The following is a 21,169-nucleotide window of genomic DNA, read 5'->3' on the forward strand; positions in this document are numbered from 1 at the left end:
GAGTGAGGTCAGATATCCTTGATACCGCAATCCAAGTCAGCCCGGAGGATGCCCCTATGAAAACCCAGACACGCGCCGTTGTCATCGGCGGCGGCATTGCCGGTTGTTCGACCCTGTATCACCTGACCCAAGAGGGTTGGACAGACGTTGTGTTGGTCGAGCGGGACGAGTTGACCAGCGGGACAACGTGGCATTCGGCGGCTCAGGTCACGAATTTCGGGATGAACCAGACGATGGTCGGCCTTAAGACCCATTCCATCAATCTGTATCAAGAGTTGCGCGACGATCCGGATTATCCGGTGCAGTACAATCACGGGGATGGCGGCATTCGGCTGGCCAATACCGAAGCGCAGATGGACGGGTACCGCCATTTTGCCTCAATGGCGCGTGGCATGGGCGTAGAATTTGAAGTGCTGGATGCGGCCGAGTGCGCGCGCCGCCATCCGCTGATTTCGACGGACAACCTGCTGGGTGGATTGTGGGACGGGAATGATGGCGACATTGATCCGGCGTCCTTATGTCAGGCCTTGGCACGCCGCGCGCGCAAGGCTGGGGCCGAGGTGTACCGTCAGACTGACGTGACTGGGCTGACCCAACTGAAGCACGACAGTTGGATTGTGCACACCAACAAAGGCGATATCGCCTGCGAAGTCGTGGTCAATGCCTGTGGCTACCGTGTGAACGAGGTTGGTGCGATGATGGGGGTGGAGCATCCTGTGACCTCGATGGAGCACCAATACTTTGTAACAGACGAGATCCCCGGCATTGTCGAGGCGGGCCATCGGATGCCGCTGCTGCGCTGTCCGATCAGCGACTATTACTGTCGGCAGGAAAAGAACGGTTTGCTGCTTGGGTTTTATGAGCAGGACTGCAAAACGTGGGGCATGGACGGGATTTCGCCGGATTTCTCGAACGATCTGTGCCCGGATGATCTGGACCGCATCACAGACGTTCTGGAAGGCGCGTTTGAGCGGATGCCTGCGCTGATGGAAGTGGGCATCAAGAACGTGGTGAACGGGCCGATCACCTACACGATCGATGGGGCACCTCTGGTTGGGCCGATCCCGGGTAAGCGAAATGCGTTTTGTATCATAGGGTTGCGCGCGGGTCTGGGCGAGGGCGGCGGCCACGGCTGGTTGCTGGCCCAGCAGATTGTGCATGGCGAGGCGTGCTATGACACGTGGGTTATTGATCCGCGTCGGTTCACCGGGCACGCCACTGTTGAACTGACGGCGCTCAAGGCCATTGAAGACTATCAGAACGAGTTTCGGTTTCATTTTCCCAATGAACACCGCCCTGCGGGACGGTTTGCGAAAACGACCGCTTTGACCCCTGTGCTGGCTGCTGAGGGCGCCGAGTTTACTGTGATCAATGGCTGGGAGCGGGCGGAATATTTCAAACCCACCCCTGACTTTGAGGTCACCCATGGGTTCCATTTTGACGAAGCGTTTGAGGTTGTCGCCGGTGAGGTTGCGGCCGTTCAGAACGCCGTTGGTCTGGCCGAGGTGAACGGGTTCAACCGGATCGAGATTGCGGGGCCGGATGCCCACGCGTTCCTTGATCACGTGATCTGTGGGCGCGTGACGAAGAAGGCCGGCCGCGTGGGCTTGGGTTATTTGCTGAATGATCATGGTTGTGTGAAGGCCGAAGCCACTGTGGCCAATATCCCGGACGGTCCTGTCTGGTATGGGTCTGCGGCGGCATCTGAGTGGCATGACATGGACTGGCTGAGTGCCCATGCGGATGGTTTTGACGTGTCGCTGCGTTCGCTGACCAACGACTACACGATCCTTGTGCTTGCAGGCCCCAAGGCCCGCGATGTGCTGAGCGCGGTGAGCCGGGCTGATTGGTCGGCGAGCGCCTTTCCGTGGCTGTCGGTGCGCCGTGCCTACATCGGGATTGCACCCGCCGTGGTGATGTCTGTCAGCTTTTCGGGCGAACTAGCTTATGAAATCCACGTGCCCAATGCGAATCTTTATTCGGCCTACCATGCCTTGCGCGGTGCTGGAGAGGCCCACGGGTTGCGTCTGTTTGGGGCGCGTGCGGTGGAATCAATGCGCATGGAAAAGGGGTATCTGCATTGGAAATCCGACCTGATTACCGAATTTGACCCGTTTGAGACGGCGCTGGATCGGTTTGTGAAAATGGACAAGGATTTTGTCGGGAAAGCAGCGCTTGAGGCGCGTCAGGCCAAGGGGGTGGGCGCGAAACTGGTCAGCCTCAAAGTTGATATCGACACTGCACCTGCCCATCCTGGCGCGTCCCTCATGCAAGGTGGTGAGGTGGTTGGCACTGTGACGTCTGGCGATTGGGGCCATCGTTTGGGAATGAACATCGCCTATGCTTTTGTGCGCCCTGACCTTGCCACCCCCGGAACACGCACTCAGATCGATATATTGGGGCAGCTGGTGGACGCCGAAGTGATCACCCCCGGCCCCTATGATCCTGAAACGCGCCTACCGCGGGGATAGTTCCTGCGCGGTGAAAGTTACAAAGGCGGGTGACAGTTCAGCCCTCGTTGCATAACAATTCTTCTGAGATGAACGAGTCAGGCGCGTAATGCCTGACCGCACCTAGGGAGGAAACCACATGACACTTACACGCAAGTCGTTCCTGAATTTGGTCGGGGCTGCTGCCTTTGCTATTGGGGCTGGAGGGGCCGCGCAGGCTCAGGAAGTTACGCTGTCGCTGCACCAGTTCTTGCCCGCGCAGGCCAACGTGCCCAAGCTGATTTTGGATGTTTGGGCTGACAACGTTGAGGCCGCCAGCGATGGCCGGATCAAGATTGACCGTTTCCCATCGATGCAGTTGGGTGGCCGCCCGCCTGAACTGATGGACCAGGCGATTGACGGTGTTGCGGACATTGTCTGGACTGTCGTTGGCTATACGCCTGGCCGCTATCCCAGCACCGAAGTGTTCGAATTGCCCTTTATGATGACCGATGCACGCGCGATGTCGTCGGCCTATTGGCAGATGTTCGAAAAGCACATGAAGGACACCGAATTCAAGGACGTCCATATCCTTGGCACATGGGTCCACGGCCCTGGCATGTTGCACGTGAACAAGGAAGTGAACACGCCTGCTGACATGGAAGGCATGAAAATTCGCGGTGGTTCGCGCACCGTGAACATTCTGCTGGAAAAGATGGGCGCGACACCTGTTGGGATGCCTGTGCCAGCCGTGCCTGAGGGTCTGAGCAAGGGTGTCATCGACGGCACAACGATCCCGTGGGAAGTGACGGCGGCGCTGAAAGTTCCGGAGCTGGTTAACAACCACACCGAGTTTGAGGGCAACGCTCTTTATACGCTGACCTTTGTGCTGGCGATGAACAAGGACCGCTATGAGGGTCTGCCTGCTGATCTGCAAAAGGTCATCGATGACAATTCGGGCCTTGAGTTCAGCATCTTTGCCGGTGGCACACAGGCCGATTCCGATGGCCCTGCGCGCGCGCTGGCCGTAGACAACGGCAACAACATCGTGACCGTGTCGGGCAGTGATCTGGACGCATGGAAAGAGGTGTCGCAGCCCATTTTTGAAGAATGGGTTGCCGATATGGAAAGCAAGGGCATCGACGGTCAGGCCCTGATCGACGAAGCCCGCGCCTTGATGGATGCCTATGAGGGCTAAGGCACAACCGGGGTCGCAGTGTCGCATTGCGACCCCATTTTTCTTCTTAAAATGAGGCGTTTATGCACCGTTTGGTGAAATGGCTGGCCCGCGCATCGGCCATCATTGGCGGGCTTGTGCTGGTTGGTCTGATCATTCTGACCACGCTGTCCATTGTGGGGCGGGAGCTGTCCAAGCTGGGGCACACGTGGGCAGATGGCTGGTTTCCGGGTCTGGGTCAGGCGCTGATCAACAGTGGCATTGATGAGATCAATGGCAGCTATGAGCTGACCGAAGCGGGTGTTGCCTTTGCCATTTTTGCCTTCTTTCCCGTCTGTCAGTTTTACGGCCAGCACGCGACGGTGGATGTGTTCACCTCGGCCTTGCCGCGCCGCGTCCTTGGGTGGTTGCGCGCCTTTTGGGAGGTCGTTTTGACGGCCGTCATCATCTTTATTTCACTGCGCCTTTACGAGGGTATGTTGCGCTATCTCGGCAATGGCGAGACGACCCTGTTTTTGCAGTTTCCGGTTTGGTGGGCTTATGCGGCCAGCGTTGGCGCCGCTGCGATTGCCAGTCTGACCGCCCTTTATTGCGCATGGGCGCGGATTGCGGAGGCCGCGACTGGCCACGCAATCCTGCCGGAGGGGTAGGGCGATGGAGTGGATTCGCGATATCGTCCAGTTTGTGGGCCTGAGCCGTTTGGAACTGGGGTTCTGGTCCTTTCCTATTCTGTTGGGCCTGATTTTCCTGCGTGCGCCCATTGGTCTGGCGATGTTTTTGTGCGGATTGTTGGGCTGGATTTTTGCGATGAACGGCAATCCGACCCCGATCCTCGCCAAGCTGAAATCCGAGACCTACACGACGTTTTCCAACTACTCGCTGACCATCATTCCGATGTTCCTGCTTATGGGGCAGTTTGCGACGCTGTCGGGGATGTCATCGGCCTTGTTCAAGGCGGCAGAGAGTTTTCTGGGCCATCGGCGGGGCGGTGTTGCGATGGCGTCTGTTGGTGCCTGCGCGGGGTTTGGAGCGATCTGTGGGTCGTCCCTTGCCACCGCTGCCACGATGAGCCGCGTGGCGCTGCCAGAGCTGAAAAGGTACGGGTATTCGGGTGGTTTTTCGACCGCCACCCTTGCAGCGGGCGGCACGCTGGGCATTCTCATCCCGCCTTCGGTGATCCTTGTGATCTATGCGATCATCACGGAACAGAACATCGCCAAACTGTTCTTGGCCGCGTTCATTCCCGGTATTCTGGCGGCCCTTGGGTACGTGATCACCATTTCGATCTATGTGCGCCTGTACCCCGGATCGGCAGGCACGCGGCCTGCTGTGCCTATGGCTGAACGGTGGAAGGCGCTGGCCGAAACCTGGCCTGTTCTGGTGATTTTCAGCGTCGTTGTTGGGGGCATTTATGCCGGTTGGTTTACGCCGACCGAGGGGGCCGCGATTGGTGCTGCAGGGACGGGATTGGTGGCTCTGGTGGGTGGAAACCTGAGTTGGCGGGTATTGGGCGAGGCGCTGATCGGGACGGCCAAGACCACGGCTATGATCTTTTTCATTGTGCTGGGGGCCGCTCTTTATAACAACTTCCTCGCGTTGTCGGGCGCGCCGCAATTCCTTGCGGACCTCGTTCTGGGACAGGAGTTCAGTCCGTTTTTCGTGCTGTCTGTGATCTTGCTGTTCTACCTGATCTTTGGCTGCGTCATGGACAGCCTTTCGATGATCCTGCTGACGGTTCCGATCTTTTTCCCGGTCATTTCGGCGCTCGAGTTCGGGATGTCGCCGGAGCATGTGGCGATCTGGTTTGGCATTCTTGTGCTGATCGTCGTAGAGGTCGGCCTTATTACGCCGCCCGTGGGCATGAACCTGTTCATCATCAATGCGATGGACCGCGAAACCCCGATGACCGAGACCTATAAGGCCGTCATGTTCTTTGTTGGATCGGACATCGTGCGGGTGGTTTTGTTGGTGGCGTTCCCAGCCATAACCTTGTTCCTGATCCCGGCCTGAGGGATCCGGCGCGCTTGCGCGGGCCTCCCGAATCGGCGTTGATAGTTATGTTGCATAATTAAAGGCGTGGGCATGGGTGATAGTTTAAACATCGAAGTGGATGGCGCGATTGCGGTCCTGACCATGAACCGGCCCGACAAGCGCAATGCCATGTCGGACGGGCTGTTGGCCGAAATCGACGCATTCTTTCGCGCGCCGAAGGACGGTGTGCGGGTCGCCGTGCTGCACGGAGCGGGCGGACATTTCTGTGCAGGTTTGGACCTGAGCGAACACGTTGCCCGCGACGCTGAAGGGACGCTGCACCATTCGCGCGGATGGCACGACGTGATGGACCGCGTGCAGGGCAGTGGCCTGCCTGTGGTGTCCGCGCTGACGGGTGCGGTGATTGGGGGCGGCTTGGAACTGGCCACCTCGACCCATGTGCGCGTGGCTGAACCCGATTGCATCTTTCAACTGCCCGAAGGGCGGCGCGGCATCTTTGTCGGTGGGGGGGCGACTGTGCGCGTCGGCCGCATTCTTGGCGCGGACCGGATGACCGAGATGATGCTGACCGGGCGCAAATACGGCACTGATGATGCGGTGAGCATGGGCCTTGCGCACTATGCTGTGGGTGCGGGTGAAGCGCTGCCCCGCGCCATGGAGATTGCCGCGCAGATCGCCGGGAATGCGCCGCTGAGCAATTACATGATGATCCAAGGCATCGCACGTATCCATGATATGGCGCGCAGTGATGGGCTGTTTGTTGAGAGCCTTTGCGCGGCTCTTGCGCAGACCAGCCCGGATGCTGTTGAGGGGCTCGCGGCCTTCTTGGAGAAACGCGCTCCGCAGTTCCGCTGATGGTGCGCCCTGTTCCACACCCAACGCCTGATGCAGTGTCTGACGCCCCGCTGCGCGCATTTGTCGGGTACCAGATGAAACGGGCGTTCAATGCGGTGCAGGCTGATCTTGGTCGCACGTTGGAGCCTTTTGGTCTGCGCATGCTGACATATTCTGCGCTGGCGTTGATTGTAGAAAACCCAGGTTTGCGGCCAAGCCAACTGGCGCAAGCGCTGGCGGTCGAGCGGGCAAATGTGGTGGTTTACGTGGATCAGCTGGAAGAAGCGGGATGGGTGACCCGCGCGCCTGCGCCGGGGGATCGGCGCGCCTATGCGTTGCGATGCACGCTGGCGGGGCGGCGGCTTTATGCGCGCGCTCAAAAGGCGGTGCAGGCCCATGATTACCGGCTGTTGAGCGGGCTTTCTGCGGACGAGGCGGCCATTGTACGCAAAGCGCTGGCACAGATGGAGCAACGAACATGACTGAACATCTGGGCCTGCGCCCCCATGCGGTGCGCCGTGAAGACCGTGCTGATGGCAGTATTTTGCTATATTCTGGCTATGATCTGGGGCCCGTGGATCGTTCAACCGGCGTGTGGCTGGATCGCTGGGCGAATGCGACCCCTGACGCGTTATTTCTGGCGGAACGGTCCGGGGCCGGATGGCGCACGCTTAGTTACAGCGAGGCGCGTGAACAGGTTCATGCGTTGGCCGCTGGGTTGTTGGGGCGGGGTATAGACGGCCCCATTCTGATCCTGTCGGGCAATTCGATTGATCACGCGTTGCTGTCTCTTGCGACCCAGTATGTCGGGTTGGTTACGGTGCCTGTTGCAGAGCAATACAGCCTGATCCCGGCCGCCCACGGGCGATTGAAATACGTCGCCGACCTGGTCAAACCCGCGTTGGTCTATGCGGCTGACGGTGAAGCATACGCTGCCGCATTGAAACTGCTTGGCTGCCCTGCTGTGTGTTCGAACGTGGGGAGCAGTGGGGCCATTCCGTTCGAGCTGTTGAAGCAAGGCAAGGAAGATGTGGCGCAAGCCCACAAGGCCGTCGGCCCGGGCACGCTTGCCAAGCTTTTGCTGACCTCTGGATCGACATCGGACCCCAAGGCGGTTGAAACGACGCACGGCATGCTGACGACCAATCAGGCGCAGATCCGCGATTCACTGCCGTTTGTGCAGGCCCGCCCGCCTGTATTGGTGGATTGGCTGCCGTGGAACCATGTCTTTGGCGGGTCTCACAATTTCAACCTTGTGCTTAGCAATGGTGGGTCGTTGTACATAGATGACGGCAAGCCATTGCCCGCACTGTTTCCACGCACTGTCGAAAATCTGGGCCATGTTCCGGGAACGATTTCGTTCAATGTGCCTGTAGGTTTTGCGCAACTCACTAAGGTGTTGGAGGCAGATGATGCCTTGCGCAAAACATACTTTAAATCTCTCGACATGATCTTTTATGCGGGTGCTTCACTGCCGCAGGATGTTTGGGCCAAACTAGAGCGTATGGCGCTAGACACTGCGGGGCGCATGCCTTTGATCACGTCCAGTTGGGGGCTGACAGAAACGGCGCCCGCCACGCTGTTGCAGCATGAACCTGCCCAAGGCGCAGGCATTGTGGGCGTTCCATTGCCCGGCGTCGTCACCAAGTTGATCGACGATGGAACTGGCCGGATGGAGGTGCGGGTCAAAGGGCCGAACATCTTTGAACGGTACAGCGACAATTCGCAACAAACGACGAAAGCCTTTGATGAAGAGGGGTTTTTCAAAACAGGTGATGCCATGCGCTTTGTCGATCCTGAAGACATGAACCGCGGGTTGCAGTTTGACGGACGCATGTCCGAAGACTTTAAGCTGAGCACTGGGACATGGGTTCAGGCAGCGAAAATCCGGTTGGAGATGATCGCATGTCTGGGGCCGTTTGCGCAGGATGTGGTGGTCTGTGGGCACGGTCGCGATGAGATTGGGATTTTGATTGTCCCGGGGCCGGAGGCACGGGGTGGACAGGCGGATGGTGGTGCATTGCTAAGTGACGCATCGAGGGACATACGAGAGCGTATGCATGATATCTCTTCTGTCACTGTTGGCTCTGCCCGTCGGGTCGTGCGTGCCCTTGTTCTGGCAGACCCGCCCGACATTGGAGCGGGGGAGATTACAGCCAAAGGCAACATCAACTTTGCCCGGCTGCTTGAGCGGCGCGCGAACCTTGTGGAGCGCCTTTATGACGACAATGACGCAGCGAGTATTCTGACATGATTGACTTGGAGAACGTGCGGGCGATCGACATTCACACGCACGCTGAAGAACCGTGCGGGTGCCATTCCGACGATGGCTATGACCATTTGCAATCGACGATGGCGGAGTATTTTCGCGCGCCGTGGAAGCACCCGCCGACCGTGCCAGAGACGGCAGCGCACTACCGTGAACAGAACGTCGCGGCCGTGATTTTCCCGGTCGATGCAGAGCGTGAGACCGGTTATCGTCGCTATGCCAATGAAGAAGTTGCTGAAATTGCTGCGGAAAACAGTGATGTGTTGATCCCTTTCGCCAGTATTGATCCGTGGAAGGGCAAAATGGGGGTACGTGAGGCGCGTCGGTTGATCCGCGACTTTGGGATCAAAGGGTTCAAGTTTCACCCAACGATGCAAGGGTTCTATCCCAACGACCGGATCGCATATGCGCTTTATGAGGCGATAGAGGCTGAGGGCGGGATCGCTTTGTTCCATACGGGGCAGACTGGTGTTGGATCAGGCATGCCGGGTGGTAATGGGATGCGGTTGAAATATTCCAACCCGATGTACATGGATGATGTGGCGGTGGACTTTCCTGATCTCAAAATCATCCTGGCCCATCCCAGTTTCCCTTGGCAGGAAGAGGCGCTGGCCGTCGCGCAACACAAGCCCAACGTTTACATTGATCTGTCGGGATGGTCGCCGAAGTACTTTCCGGACATTCTGGTGCGTTATTGCAATTCGATCCTCAAGAAAAAGGTACTGTTCGGGTCCGATTGGCCGATGATCGCGCCGGAAAGGTGGCTGAATGACTTTGATCAAATCGACATCAAAGATGCGGTGCGCCCGGATATCTTGAAAAACAACGCGGCGCGCTTGCTGGGGTTGCAGTAAAATGCGCATCTTCTGCATCGGCGTTGCGGCGAGGTGACGCAGGGCGCAGAATAGCGCAATATTCAAGCGCCTTGGGGAGGGGCCGCATGAGCAACGCAGCCAGCTATTTCGTGGACCGCCATGTGGATGAGGGGCGGGCCGACAAGGTGGCCTTTCGTGAGGCAGAGACCGGGCGCACGCTGACCTATGGTGAACTGGCAGAGGCATCTGGTCGGGCGGCTGCTGCGATCTTGGCCAATGGTATCGCGCGCGAAGAGCGCATGGCGATGCTTGTGCTGGACCAGATCGAATTTCCCATCCTGTTTTGGGGGGCGATCAAAGCGGGTGTGATCCCGGTGCCGTTGAACACGCTTTTGGCAACGCCGGTATACGATTCTATCCTGCGCGACAGCCGTGCGACAATGCTGGTTGTGTCTGAGGCGCTGTATGAGGTTGTCGCGCCTGTGCTGACCGAAAACCCGTATTTGCGCAGCGTTGTTGTGATAGGAAACGCACCTGAAAATACGGTAATGTATGGAAATTTTATGTCCTTGGGGCAATCCTCTTTGGTTGCGTTTGATGCGAGCGAAGATGAGACCGCATTTTGGCTTTATTCGTCTGGATCAACCGGGCAACCAAAGGGTGTGCACCACGTCCATTCAGCAATGCGCGCAACTGCTGACACTTATGGGGCGCAGGTGCTGGGGGTGCGTGAAGACGACGTCGTATTCTCAGCCGCTAAGTTCTTTTTTGCATACGGTCTGGGCAACTCTATGACGTTCCCCATGTCCGTTGGGGCGACCACCGTGATCTTTGGCGGGCGGCCTACACCGGCAGGGGTGGTGGACATTATTGGGACAGAACAACCCACCATTTTCTGTGGGGTGCCAACGCTTTATGCGGCCATGGTTGCGCATATGGAAAGTGAAGGCGTGCCGAAAGCGCCGCTGCGTGTCTGTATTTCAGCGGGTGAGGCACTGCCTGAATCGGTTGGCGCGAAATGGTTGGCGCTGACGGGTGTCGACATTATGGACGGGGTGGGTTCGACTGAGATGCTCCACATTTTTCTCAGCAACGCACCGGGCGATGTGGTCTATGGCACCTCTGGTATTCCGGTGCCGGGGTACGACATGCGCTTGGTTGACGAAACGGGTGCTGATGTTGGTTTTGGGGAAGTGGGCGAGCTGCTTGTGAACGGCGCATCTGCGGCGGCGGGGTATTGGAATAAGCGGGAAAAGACACGCGCAACATTCGAAGGGGTATGGACAAGAACTGGCGACAAGTATGAACGCCGCGAAGATGGGCGGTACGTTTACTGCGGACGCACCGATGACATGTTCAAAGTGTCGGGCATCTGGGTCAGTCCGTTCGAGGTTGAACAAGCAATTGCCAGCCATCCCACAGTTTTGGAATGCGCAGTTGTCGCCGCACGGGATGAGGAGGATTTGGACAAGCCCAAAGCCTTTGTCGTCATGAAAGGCGACCGCCCTGACAACCTTGAAGAGGTGTTGAAGGATCACGTGAAGGAACGGATTGGCAAGTGGAAGTATCCGCGTTGGATTGAATGTGTAGAGAGCTTGCCCAAGACAGCGACTGGGAAAATTCAGCGTTTCAAGTTGCGGGAGGACGCATGATGGATTGGGGTTCGGGGACGTTCGCGGTTGGTCAACATAGGCTTGAGTATGCAACTTGGGGTCCATCCCCGGCAGAAGCGCCAACGCTGGTTCTGTTGCATGAAGGATTGGGGTCCCTTGGGCTGTGGCGCGATTGGCCGGCCCAACTGGCTGAGCGTACAGGGAAGGGTGTGCTGGCGTTTTCGCGTGCGGGGTATGGTCGTTCAACCCCTGTGAATCTGCCGCGCCCGCTGGATTACATGACGCTGGAGGCAACTGAGGTGTTACGCCCCGTTCTGGATGCGGCGGGCGTGCGGGCTTGCCTGCTGCTGGGCCATTCTGATGGAGCTACGATTGCAGGAATATATGCGGGGTCGGTGTCTGATATGCGCGTGCGCGGTCTGATCCTTATGGCGCCGCATTTCTTTACAGAGCCCGAGGGCTTGGCGGCCATTAGGGCGGCGGGCGGTGCCTATGCCGGCGGGGACCTCAAGGAAAAACTGACCCGCCATCACGACCACCCTGATATCGCGTTTTATGGGTGGCATGATGCGTGGATGGACCCGGGCTTTGTCGATTGGAATGTGGCGGACGCGATTGATCATTGGCGCGTCCCGTCTTTGGTTATTCAGGGCGCGGCGGACCCTTATGGAACGCTTGCGCAGGTGCATGAAGTGGAAGAACGCGCCTATGCTCCGGTCGAAACGCTGATTCTGGAGGGATGTGGGCACGCACCGCATAAAGAGCGCCAAGAAGAGGTCACTGCGGAGATTGCCGCATTCTGTGCGCGGTTGCAGGCCTTTGAGACATCCGACGTTGAGATACCTGAGTTCACGTAAAATGCAAGAAAGTGCATAAAAGTCACTCAGTTGCGCTGGTGGAGTGCACTTTGGGTATGGTGCGTTGTACGATAGTGCCACATTAGCCGAACAAAGAGCCGCCCCAACCCATGTCAAATATCGTCGATTTTCAGACCGATCCTTCGAAGTACCGTCATTGGCGCGTCGAATATGATGGCCCTGTGGCCAATCTGTTCATGGATGTGGACGAGGATGGTGGGTTGTTTGATGGCTATCAGCTCAAGCTGAACTCTTACGATCTGGGCGTGGATATTGAGCTGGCTGACGTTGTGCAGCGGATGCGGTTTGAGCATCCGGAGGTCAAAGTTGTTGTCATGCAATCGGCTAAGGACAAGGTGTTTTGTGCGGGTGCAAACATCCGCATGCTGGGTGGCGCGGCCCATGCCCACAAGGTCAACTTTTGCAAGTTTACCAATGAAACGCGCAACACCTTTGAGGCTGCAGAGGCTGACAGTGGCCAGAAGTATATCGCCGCTGTCAAAGGGGCCTGTGCGGGTGGGGGTTATGAATTAGCTCTGGCGTGCAACCACATCATGCTGACCGACGATTCATCGTCGTCCGTTTCCTTGCCCGAGGTTCCTTTGCTGGCCGTTTTGCCGGGCACCGGCGGGTTGACCCGTGTGACGGACAAGCGCTGTGTGCGCCGCGATCTGGCGGATGTGTTTTGCTCGACCGAAGAGGGGGTGAAGGGCAAACGTGCGGTGAAGTGGCGGCTGGTGGACGAGGCGATCCCGAATTCGAAGTTTGACGAGGTTGTCGTCACCCGTGCGCAGGAATTTGCATCCTCCTCGGCCAAGCCGGACGTGGCGCAGGGCATCCACCTTGGACCGCTGGACAAATCCATTGGTGCGGATGGGTCGGTGGCCTATTCCCTTGTCGATGTGGCAGTAGACCGGGCCGGGCGATCCGCGACGATAACGTTGAGCGGACCGGATGCGCCCGCACCGACGGACATGGCTGCGTTTCAGGCTGAGGGCGATCGGGCCTATATGCTGCGCTTGGCGCGCGAATTGGATGATGCGATCCTGCATTTGCGCTTGAACGAGGTTGAACTGGGTTTGCTTGTGTTCCGCACCCAAGGCGATCCTGAACAGGTGCTGGCCCACGAGGCGGTTTTATTGGGCGACCGGGGTCACTGGCTTTCCAATGAGGTGCTGGCCTATTGGAAGCGGGTGTTGAAGCGGGTCGATGTGACTTCGCGGTCGATGGTTGCGCTGGTTGAGCATGGCAGTTGTTTCGCGGGCGTCCTGGCCGAACTGCTGTGGGCCGTGGATCGCAGTTACATGATGGAAGACGCCTTTGAAGGTGACAATCGCCCCATTGCGACGGTCACGCTGAGCGCGGGCAATTTCGGCGCCTTTCCGATGGGCAATGACCTGACCCGTTTGCAGACAAGGTTTTATGGCGTTGATGGTCTGGACGATGTTCAGGGCCAAATAGGTGAGCCGCTGGAGGCAGAGGAGGCGGATGACCTGGGTCTGGTCACCGTGATTTTGGATGACATCGATTGGGAAGATGAAATCCGCATCTTTATGGAAGAGCGTGCAAGTTTCAGCCCCGATGCGATGACGGGGATGGAGGCGAACCTGCGCTTTGCTGGTCCGGAGACGATGGAGACCCGCATTTTTGGTCGTCTGACGGCCTGGCAGAACTGGATATTTAACCGCCCCAACGCGGTTGGCGAAGACGGTGCCTTGCAACGCTATGGCACTGGCGTGCGCGGAAATTTTGACATGAAACGTGTGTGAGGGACCGGATTTTCAAAGAAAATCTGGATCGCAGAATGACCTCATTTTGCGCCCCACCCAGAGAGGAGACAAAAGATGGACTTGGTTAACGTCAGCTATGATTCACAGATCCCCAACAATGTGGGTCTGTCACAGGATCGCAAGGTGCTGAAAGCGCTGGAAAAATGGCACCCCGGTTATATCAACTGGTGGAACCACCTGATCCCCCAGAACTTTCAGGAAAGCATGGTCTATCTGCGCACGGCTGTAAGTGTGGACCCTAAAGGCTGGGCCAAGTTCGATTATGTGAAGATGCCCGAATACCGCTGGGGTGTTCTGTTGGCGCCGGCCGTCGAAGATCGCCGCATTCCGATGGGTGAGCACAAGGGCGAACTCGCTTGGCAAGAAGTGCCCGGTGAGTATCGTAATATGCTCAAGCGTTTGATCGTGATCCAAGGCGATACAGAGCCGGGATCTGTGGAACAGCAAAAGTTCCTCGGCCTGACCGCGCCGTCGCTTTACGATATGCGCAACCTGTTTCAGGTGAACGTTGAAGAAGGGCGTCACCTGTGGGCGATGGTCTATTTGCTGCAAAAGTACTTTGGCAAGGACGGGCGCGAAGAGGCGGATGATATGCTGGTCCGCTCGTCCGGCAGCGAAGAAGCCCCGCGTATGTTGGGTGCCTTTAATGAGGAGACACCCGATTGGCTGTCCTTCTTCATGTTCACATACTTCACCGACCGGGATGGCAAGATGCAGCTTGAGTCCCTGGCGCAGTCGGGCTTTGACCCGCTGTCGCGCACCTGCCGTTTCATGCTGACCGAAGAGGCGCACCACATGTTTGTGGGTGAAACCGGCGTTGGCCGCACAATTCAGGCCACCATCGAGGCGATGCAGGCCAATGGCATTGATGATCCCTATGATATCGACAAGATCCGCGCGCTGGGTGTTATCGATCTGCCCACGATCCAGAAAAAGCTGAACCTGCACTATACCCTGTCTCTTGATCTGTTCGGACAAGAGGTCAGCACCAATGCGGCCAATGCCTTTAACGCTGGTATCAAGGGGCGTTATCTGGAGCAGCGGATCGAGGATGATCACATGTTGCAAGGAGACACTTACAAGGTGGCCAGCATCCAAAATGGTCAGATCGTCACCGAGGATGTGCCCGCCCTGACCGCGATCAACATGCGTCTGCGCGATGACTATGTGCGTGACGCCTCGGGTGGTTTGCGCCGCTGGAACAAGCAGATCCAGCGCACCGGGATCGAGTTTGAACTGAAGCTGCCCCACGAGGGGTTCCATCGCAAGATCGGGGTGTTTGCCAACCAGCCCATCACGCCAGAGGGCACGTTTATCAGCGCCGAAGACTGGGCTGCGCGCGAGGCGGAATGGCTACCGACGAAGGCGGATGGCGATTTCATTCAGTCGCTGATGAAGCCCTGTTTTGAACCCGGAAAGTACGCCAGTTGGATCGCCCCGCCCCGCGTTGGTATCGACAACAAACCGGGTGATTTCGAATACGTCAAACTGCACATGGCCTGAGAGGAAGCGCGATGCAGATTAACCGTTCGACTTTGAAAAGCTCGCAACAGTCCCGCGCTTATTGCGCTTTGGAGTGTGATGGGTGTACTGGAATGTGCCTGGCGCTCTACATGATGTTAACGCGGGACGAGCAGGATGCGATGTGTCGCCAGTACCGACAGGGCGCGGCCCCAGTTACGCGGCACTGAACGAAGGGAAACGTGATGAAGATTGGACTGTATTACGGGTCTGAGACCGGCAATTCAGAGATGCTGTGTGAGGACATGGAGGCGGAACTGGGGGCGGACTATGACTGCCGTATTCTCAGCCTTGCCGATGTAGACCCCGCGACGCTGGCCAAGGAGACGTTTTATATCTTTGTGACCTCTACGTATGGGAACGGTGATCTGCCGTCGACCGCGTTGCCGTTCGAAGAGGCGATGCAGGCTCAGAAACCGGACCTGAGCGGCGTGCGCTTTGCCATATTCGGTCTGGGCGATCAGGTGTTTTCGGAAACGTTCAATCACGGATCGCTCAAGCTGTCCCAGATGTTGCTGGACGCCAAGGCCGAGATGGTGGGCGAACGGGGGCTGCATGATGCGTCTGGTTTTGACATGCCCGAGGACGTCGCCCTGCCTTGGGTCAACGGGATCATGGAGCATCTGGAGGCTGCAAAAGCTGCCTGAGGTTCCGGACACTGAAACGCAAGACCCGTTCGTTCACGAAGTGCGCGTTGCATGGGGTGATTGCGACCCGGCGGGCATTGCCTATACCGGGCGGCTGCCTTGGTTTGCGCTGGATGCCATCAACGCGTGGTGGGAGGCCCACACAGGTGGTGACGGCTGGTACCAGTTGGAACTGGATCGCAATATTGGCACGCCGTTTGTGCATCTCAGTATGGATTTTCGCGCTCCGGTCACGCCCCGCCACCGATTGATGTGCGAGGTGTGGCCCAGTCGTTTGGGAACCTCGTCGATCACTTTTTCAATGCTGGGCCGACAGGCGGGCGACGTGTGTTTCGAAGGCACGTTCACCTGCGTTTTCATTATCGCCGATCAGTTCAAAAGCCAGCCAGCCCCAAAAGATCTGCGCGAAATCATCGCACCATTGCTGCGCAGTTCTTAAATCTCTTGAAGCGGCCCTCGGCTGGGCTAGAACTAACTGAAATTACCGGAAATTCGCATATGGCATCCCCCAAACCTATCCCTTGTGTTTCTGTCCCTCTGATCAGCCGTCTGGCTGACCGGGTACGGGCGGCGCGGGTGCAACTGGGGCTGCCTCGGCGCGAATTGTCCGAACGCTCTGGGGTGTCACCGCGTTATCTGGCGCAGCTTGAGGCGGGCGAGGGGAACATTTCGGTTTTGCTGCTGCACAGGGTGGCCACGGCGCTGAACGTTCAGATCGAAGATTTGCTGTCGGAAACCACCCCGTTTGACGAGGATGTAGCCCGCGTGGCGCGGCTTTATGAGCAAGCGCCTGTGCCGGTGCAGGGCCGTGTGCGTGCGTTGCTGGCGCCCGAAAACCCGCAGACATTGCGCGCACAGCGCATATGCCTTGTTGGATTGCGTGGGGCCGGAAAATCAACGCTGGGACGCATGGCGGCGGGCAAGTTGAAAATTCCCTTTATCGAACTGACGGACGAGATCGAGGCGGATGCCGGCATGCCGCTGGGCGAGGTGATGGCGCTTTATGGCCAGGACCGTTACCGCGCCATGGAGGCGCAGGCGCTGGCGCGTGTGGTTGAGAGCCATGACAAGTTGATCCTTGCCGTTGCGGGTGGGATCGTGGCGCAAACGGCCACGTACGAGCAGGTGCTGGAACGCTTTCACACCGTGTGGGTCCGCACGAGCCCTGCTGAACATATGGCCCGCGTGCGTGCACAGGGCGATTTACGCCCGATGGAAGGCAACCCCGAAGCGATGGATCAGCTCAAGACATTCCTGACCATCCGCGCGCCTTTGTATGAGCGTGCGCACGCTCAGGTGGATACAAGCAACAAGCCGGTGCAGACGTCGGTGAACGAGTTGCTTGCGACCATTGCAACCAACCAGTTTCTGGACCGTATCGGGCAGTCATGAACGGCTCTGTCGCTCCGCTACAGGATGCGTTCTGGCAAGCGTGTGAGCAGATGCTGATGGATCACACGAACCCTTGGGAGTTGGATGCAGCACTTGTCGATTGGGGCTATGGCCTTGGGCCTTGCGAGGCGCAGGATCTGGTTGGGTTGGATGTGGTTTTGTCGGGTCGGTCCGGTTCGACGCCTTCCCCCATTCTTGCCCGCATGGTCACAGAAGGTCGGTTGGGCAAAAAGGGTGGTTGGGGGTATTACCGTTATCCCGGCGGTGGTGGTGCGGTGATCGATCCGCTGATCGAGGATTTAATCCTTGAAGAGGCGCATTTTGCCAAACGCGCGCGGCAGGAGTTGGAAGGGTCTGATCTGGTGACCCGCCTGCATTCTCTTGTTGGGCCAATGCTGCGCTCGGACGCGGAAGGTGCTGTTACGTTGCTGCATTTTCCGTCCGACAAGTTTGATTTGATTTGATTTGATCTGAGGCGGCGTGCGGACGTTGTTTGCCACCTTGCGGTGTCAAAGGCGTCCCGGCCGTCGTCCCTTGGGCTCTACCCATTAATCACCACCACCCGAAAGCAAAACGCCCCGCAGGTGCAGGGCGCTTCGTCAATTGTCAGGGCGTATTAGCTACGGCGGCGTCGGCTCGCTATGCCCAAGGCTCCGAGGCCAGCCAGAAGAAGCGGTAGGCCAGCGGGGAGTGGGACAGCGGGAACCTCGGCCCATGTGACACTGTTGGATCGTACGTCTTGATCCTGGAACGAGCCGTTAACCGTCACGGATTTGATAAGCTGAAAACTCTGGACTGAAAGTGAATTCAACAAACTGGCTGAGATAGGGTCAGTGCGAGACCATTTACTTTCGTCTAGATCAGACGCGATAACCAAAATTTGATAAATTGCCGGGTCAGGGGAAAACGCACTGCTGCGGAGGATAAATTTATCGCTAACGTCCAAGGATCTATCTGCAATGCCATCCTGCGTGCGAACGTCTCCATCGCTCGCCACGGCATCAAGTGTTTTCTCTGGGGCGATGAGTGAAAAAGCATCGTACCCGCTACGTAGAACGTCGTAGTCGAAACGGCGGCCGCCGCTTACTAAGGTCGCACCGCTGGAAACATCGGTGTCAAAGGTCACAAGAAGCGTCAGAGTCCGGCCTGTTGATGTCCCAAATAGATCTTCCAGCAATTCATCAGGGCCAGTTACATCACTGACCGTTGCCTTAAATGTCTTCGTCGCCGCGCTCGCGCCTGTCGCCGCGCTCGCGCCTGTCGCCGCGACCATCATCACTGCCGCAACGGCGGCTGTAAAAAACTTCTTCACAGTTAAGTCTCCCAAAATACCGCATTATTTTTGCAAACTGTCAGGAAAAATCAAGATAGATGTTACGTTTACAGCTTGCGGTAGCATCGGTGAGCGCGGCTTGGTGGCCTGAAGTTCAGTTGGGACGAATGGGTCTTGGGCCTAGGCGTTGTTGCGCCAGTCTAGCCCTGCATCAGGATGATCAGCGTGCCCAATCCCCAGAGCGTCATCTGGTAGTGCGTGTTCTGTGCCCCTTCGTGACAGAACCAGTAGCAAAAGTGATTGCCCACGATCAGGAATCCGGCCCAGACGCCGGTGAAGAGCATGGCTCCGACAATCGCGATGCTGCGTCCTGTTTCGGCACTGCCGGTACCTGCAATGCCCATGAGCAGCGCCACAGTCCCGATCCAGAGCACGACGGCTGCCAGCAGTTCGACGCCGACGACCAGACGGAATGCCAGTTGTTGCAGGCGTCGATCGGAGATGGCGCGGTGCGCAAGAGGGGCGTAGGCATCGGGGTATTCGGCCTTGAGACGCGTCATTTCCATCACTTCGGCAGTGTAGGTTTCGTTCACCGAAGGGTGCAGAATGTTGTCGCGCACCCCAAGCGTCAGCCACGCGGCGATCAGGGATGTGGCAAGGGCCTGTGCGGCCAGAATTGTGGTTTCCATGGCATTTGCCTTTGATTGTGCGCCTTCCATAAAAAAGGGGCCGCCCTAGAGAGGCGGCCCCGATCATGTTCGCGCAGTCGTCTGGATCAGGTCCAGGCGATTTGCTCGGGGCGAATTTCGAACGAGATGTGGTGGTTGCCGCCAACCAGACCTTCTTTGGTGTGGTTGTACAGCGACCGCCAGTAAGGCTGGATGGTTACAGCATCGGCTTGCAGGATCGCCTGACCTTCGGCCATCAGGGCACGGCGTGCCTCGATATCCGCTGTTGCCAGTGCTTTTTCCAGAACGGCGTCGAATTCAGGGTTGGAGTACCCAAATTCGTTCCATGCCTCGCCAGTGCGGTAGGCAAGCGCCCAGATCTGCACGCCAAGTGGACGGTGGTTCCAGTTGGTCGAGCTGAACGAATACTTGGTCCAGTCGTTCCAGAAGGTCGAACCGGGCAGGATTGTCCGTTTGACGTTGAAGCCTGCATCCCGCAGCTGGGCTGCCACCGCGTCGGTGGTGTCCTTGCGCCATGCATCGTCGATCGAGAACAGCTCGTGCTCGAAGTCCATCATGCCGGCTTCTTCCATCAGCGCGCGCGCGCCTTCGGGGTCGACCTTAAGAGCTGGCAGCTCGGCATATTCGGGGTGCATCGGACCAACGTGGTGGTTTTCGGCCGGTACGCCGCGCCCGGCATAGCCGAGTTCAAGCAGAACCGAGTTGTCCACGGCCATGTTGATCGCCTGACGTACGCGGGCATCCGCGTAGGGCTTTTTGCCATCGACTTCTGCCAACTGGTTGGGGCGGATAACGATGGTCGCAGCAGTCACGATTTCGTTGTTCACCCAGCCATCGAGTGTGTCGAAGATGTCGATGAATTCGCCTTCGATCGAGTACGTCATGTCGATCTCTTCGGCTTCGGCTGCGGCCACAAATGCCGATGGGTCCGTGCCGTAGTCGATGTACTCAAGCCGGTCGAGATAGGCGCCGTTGCCTTCGTTCCACCATGTGTGGTCGGGGTTGCGGACCAGAACGGCCTTTACGCCCACTTCGAGCATTTCAGGCAGGTAGGGGCCTGTGCCGATTGGGCTGTCGATGCTGTCGAGCGAAGTGTCGGGGTGCACGATGGCCGCTGGGTAGTCCGCCATGCCGGGGATCAGTGACACATCGGAGGCTGGCAAGTTCAGCTTTACCGTATGGGAATCGACGACTTCGATGCCGCCTTCGATGGCCTTGTCGGTGTTCGGATCGATCAGCGTCGCAAAGCGGCCCGCCATCGAGTTGCCTTCAACGGCCTTGTCACACCAGCCTGTGATATTGCGTGCAACGTCTTCGGCTGTGAAGTCGTCACCGTTGTTCCACTTGACGCCTTTACGGACGTTCAGAGTGTATTCTGTCGCGTCATCGTTGATTTCCCAGCTTTCGAGCAGTTTGCCGGAGAATGTGCCGTCGTTTTCGTAGTGGACGAGGTATTCCTGCCAGCCGCGTGAGAAGTTCGCGATTTGCGACCAGTCGTAGGTACGAGGGTCTTTGAGGCCACGGACTTCCATCTGGCAGCGGACGGTGCCGCCCATCTGGTGCGCTGCGGCTTGTGCAGGCGTGGCCATGCCAAGCATGGCATAGGCGGTTGCAGTCGTGGCGCCGAACGCGCTGGCCAGTGCCAGAAACTCGCGACGGTTGACCGGATCAGTGCCGACTTTACCGGCCGAATCCACAACGGATTGCGGCAACGGTTTGCCGGTACGTGTCAAAAATGTCATTTTCTTCCTCTCTGTTGGCGGCGTGAAATCATGTTCGCGCCTTATGAGCCAAGGTGAGTGCCCCAGCCGTTGGTGTTGCAGTTTACCTGCTATACTCCGACACCCCACTTTCCGGGGGATCGCAAATAG

General features: G+C 57.9%; 19 protein-coding genes. 16 read left to right on the forward strand and 3 right to left on the reverse strand.

The genetic code is table 11. The features are described from left to right. Window positions 1-56 precede the first annotated feature (56 nt). The 16 genes from DHN60_RS04315 to DHN60_RS04390 all read left to right on the forward strand — a co-directional run bounded on the left by DHN60_RS04315 (window position 57) and on the right by DHN60_RS04390 (window position 17,800). On the forward strand, window positions 57-2,471 hold the full coding sequence (locus tag DHN60_RS04315; protein WP_108836058.1) for an FAD-dependent oxidoreductase: 2,415 nt from the start codon (window positions 57-59) through the stop codon (window positions 2,469-2,471). Between the two features lie 118 nt (window positions 2,472-2,589). Then, entirely contained in the window at window positions 2,590-3,627 is a 1,038-nt protein-coding gene (locus DHN60_RS04320; RefSeq protein ID WP_108836059.1) for a TRAP transporter substrate-binding protein, read from the forward strand. Window positions 3,628-3,689: 62 nt separating this feature from the next. Continuing rightward, complete coding sequence (locus DHN60_RS04325; RefSeq protein ID WP_108836060.1) at window positions 3,690-4,256, forward strand: TRAP transporter small permease; 567 nt, start codon at window positions 3,690-3,692, stop codon at window positions 4,254-4,256. A gap of 40 nt (window positions 4,257-4,296) precedes the next feature. Continuing rightward, window positions 4,297-5,616: a TRAP transporter large permease gene (locus tag DHN60_RS04330; RefSeq protein ID WP_108836337.1), complete on the forward strand. Its 1,320-nt coding sequence runs from the start codon at window positions 4,297-4,299 to the stop codon at window positions 5,614-5,616. Window positions 5,617-5,688: 72 nt separating this feature from the next. Further along, window positions 5,689-6,453: a crotonase/enoyl-CoA hydratase family protein gene (locus tag DHN60_RS04335; RefSeq protein WP_108836061.1), complete on the forward strand. Its 765-nt coding sequence runs from the start codon at window positions 5,689-5,691 to the stop codon at window positions 6,451-6,453. Then, the gene (locus tag DHN60_RS04340) at window positions 6,453-6,914 is read left to right on the forward strand and encodes a MarR family winged helix-turn-helix transcriptional regulator (RefSeq protein ID WP_108836062.1); all 462 of its coding nucleotides are present in this window, start codon (window positions 6,453-6,455) and stop codon (window positions 6,912-6,914) included. Before DHN60_RS04335 ends, DHN60_RS04340 begins: the two co-directional genes overlap by 1 nt. Beyond that, on the forward strand, window positions 6,911-8,686 hold the full coding sequence (locus DHN60_RS04345) for a feruloyl-CoA synthase (protein ID WP_108836063.1): 1,776 nt from the start codon (window positions 6,911-6,913) through the stop codon (window positions 8,684-8,686). Before DHN60_RS04340 ends, DHN60_RS04345 begins: the two co-directional genes overlap by 4 nt. Then, window positions 8,683-9,555 carry an amidohydrolase family protein gene (locus DHN60_RS04350; RefSeq protein WP_108836064.1) on the forward strand — a complete coding sequence of 291 codons (873 nt, stop codon included), beginning with the start codon at window positions 8,683-8,685 and terminating at the stop codon, window positions 9,553-9,555. The genes DHN60_RS04345 and DHN60_RS04350 overlap by 4 nt, the downstream gene beginning before the upstream one ends. A gap of 86 nt (window positions 9,556-9,641) precedes the next feature. Then, entirely contained in the window at window positions 9,642-11,168 is a 1,527-nt protein-coding gene (locus tag DHN60_RS04355; protein ID WP_108836065.1) for a benzoate-CoA ligase family protein, read from the forward strand. Continuing rightward, the gene (locus DHN60_RS04360) at window positions 11,165-11,986 is read left to right on the forward strand and encodes an alpha/beta fold hydrolase (protein WP_108836066.1); all 822 of its coding nucleotides are present in this window, start codon (window positions 11,165-11,167) and stop codon (window positions 11,984-11,986) included. The genes DHN60_RS04355 and DHN60_RS04360 overlap by 4 nt, the downstream gene beginning before the upstream one ends. A gap of 110 nt (window positions 11,987-12,096) precedes the next feature. Continuing rightward, window positions 12,097-13,755, forward strand: coding sequence for a 2,3-epoxybenzoyl-CoA dihydrolase (gene boxC, locus DHN60_RS04365; protein ID WP_108836067.1), 1,659 nt, complete (start codon window positions 12,097-12,099; stop codon window positions 13,753-13,755). Window positions 13,756-13,830: 75 nt separating this feature from the next. Continuing rightward, on the forward strand, window positions 13,831-15,279 hold the full coding sequence (gene boxB / locus DHN60_RS04370) for a benzoyl-CoA 2,3-epoxidase subunit BoxB (protein ID WP_108836068.1): 1,449 nt from the start codon (window positions 13,831-13,833) through the stop codon (window positions 15,277-15,279). 203 nt (window positions 15,280-15,482) lie between these two features. After that, the gene (locus DHN60_RS04375; RefSeq protein WP_108836069.1) at window positions 15,483-15,944 is read left to right on the forward strand and encodes a flavodoxin domain-containing protein; all 462 of its coding nucleotides are present in this window, start codon (window positions 15,483-15,485) and stop codon (window positions 15,942-15,944) included. A 40-nt stretch (window positions 15,945-15,984) separates the two neighbouring features. Continuing rightward, on the forward strand, window positions 15,985-16,383 hold the full coding sequence (locus DHN60_RS04380; RefSeq protein WP_234423516.1) for a thioesterase family protein: 399 nt from the start codon (window positions 15,985-15,987) through the stop codon (window positions 16,381-16,383). Between the two features lie 59 nt (window positions 16,384-16,442). Next, window positions 16,443-17,336: a helix-turn-helix transcriptional regulator gene (locus tag DHN60_RS04385; protein WP_108836071.1), complete on the forward strand. Its 894-nt coding sequence runs from the start codon at window positions 16,443-16,445 to the stop codon at window positions 17,334-17,336. Further along, window positions 17,333-17,800 carry a 3-hydroxyacyl-CoA dehydrogenase family protein gene (locus DHN60_RS04390; protein WP_108836072.1) on the forward strand — a complete coding sequence of 156 codons (468 nt, stop codon included), beginning with the start codon at window positions 17,333-17,335 and terminating at the stop codon, window positions 17,798-17,800. Before DHN60_RS04385 ends, DHN60_RS04390 begins: the two co-directional genes overlap by 4 nt. A 152-nt stretch (window positions 17,801-17,952) precedes the next feature. Here DHN60_RS04390 and DHN60_RS04395 read toward each other — a convergent pair whose 3' ends face one another. From DHN60_RS04395 to DHN60_RS04405, 3 genes are all read right to left on the reverse strand, one after another. Beyond that, the gene (locus tag DHN60_RS04395) at window positions 17,953-18,663 is read right to left on the reverse strand and encodes a VPLPA-CTERM sorting domain-containing protein (protein ID WP_159089111.1); all 711 of its coding nucleotides are present in this window, start codon (window positions 18,661-18,663) and stop codon (window positions 17,953-17,955) included. Window positions 18,664-18,809: 146 nt separating this feature from the next. Beyond that, window positions 18,810-19,298, reverse strand: coding sequence for a DUF2165 domain-containing protein (locus DHN60_RS04400; protein ID WP_159089112.1), 489 nt, complete (start codon window positions 19,296-19,298; stop codon window positions 18,810-18,812). A gap of 86 nt (window positions 19,299-19,384) precedes the next feature. Continuing rightward, a complete protein-coding gene (locus DHN60_RS04405) occupies window positions 19,385-21,040 on the reverse strand; it encodes an ABC transporter substrate-binding protein (RefSeq protein ID WP_108836075.1) in 1,656 nt (551 codons plus the stop codon). Window positions 21,041-21,169 lie beyond the last annotated feature (129 nt).

Source organism: Tateyamaria sp. Alg231-49, assembly GCF_900143535.1.
In the GTDB taxonomy this organism is placed as follows: Bacteria; Pseudomonadota; Alphaproteobacteria; order Rhodobacterales; family Rhodobacteraceae; genus Tateyamaria.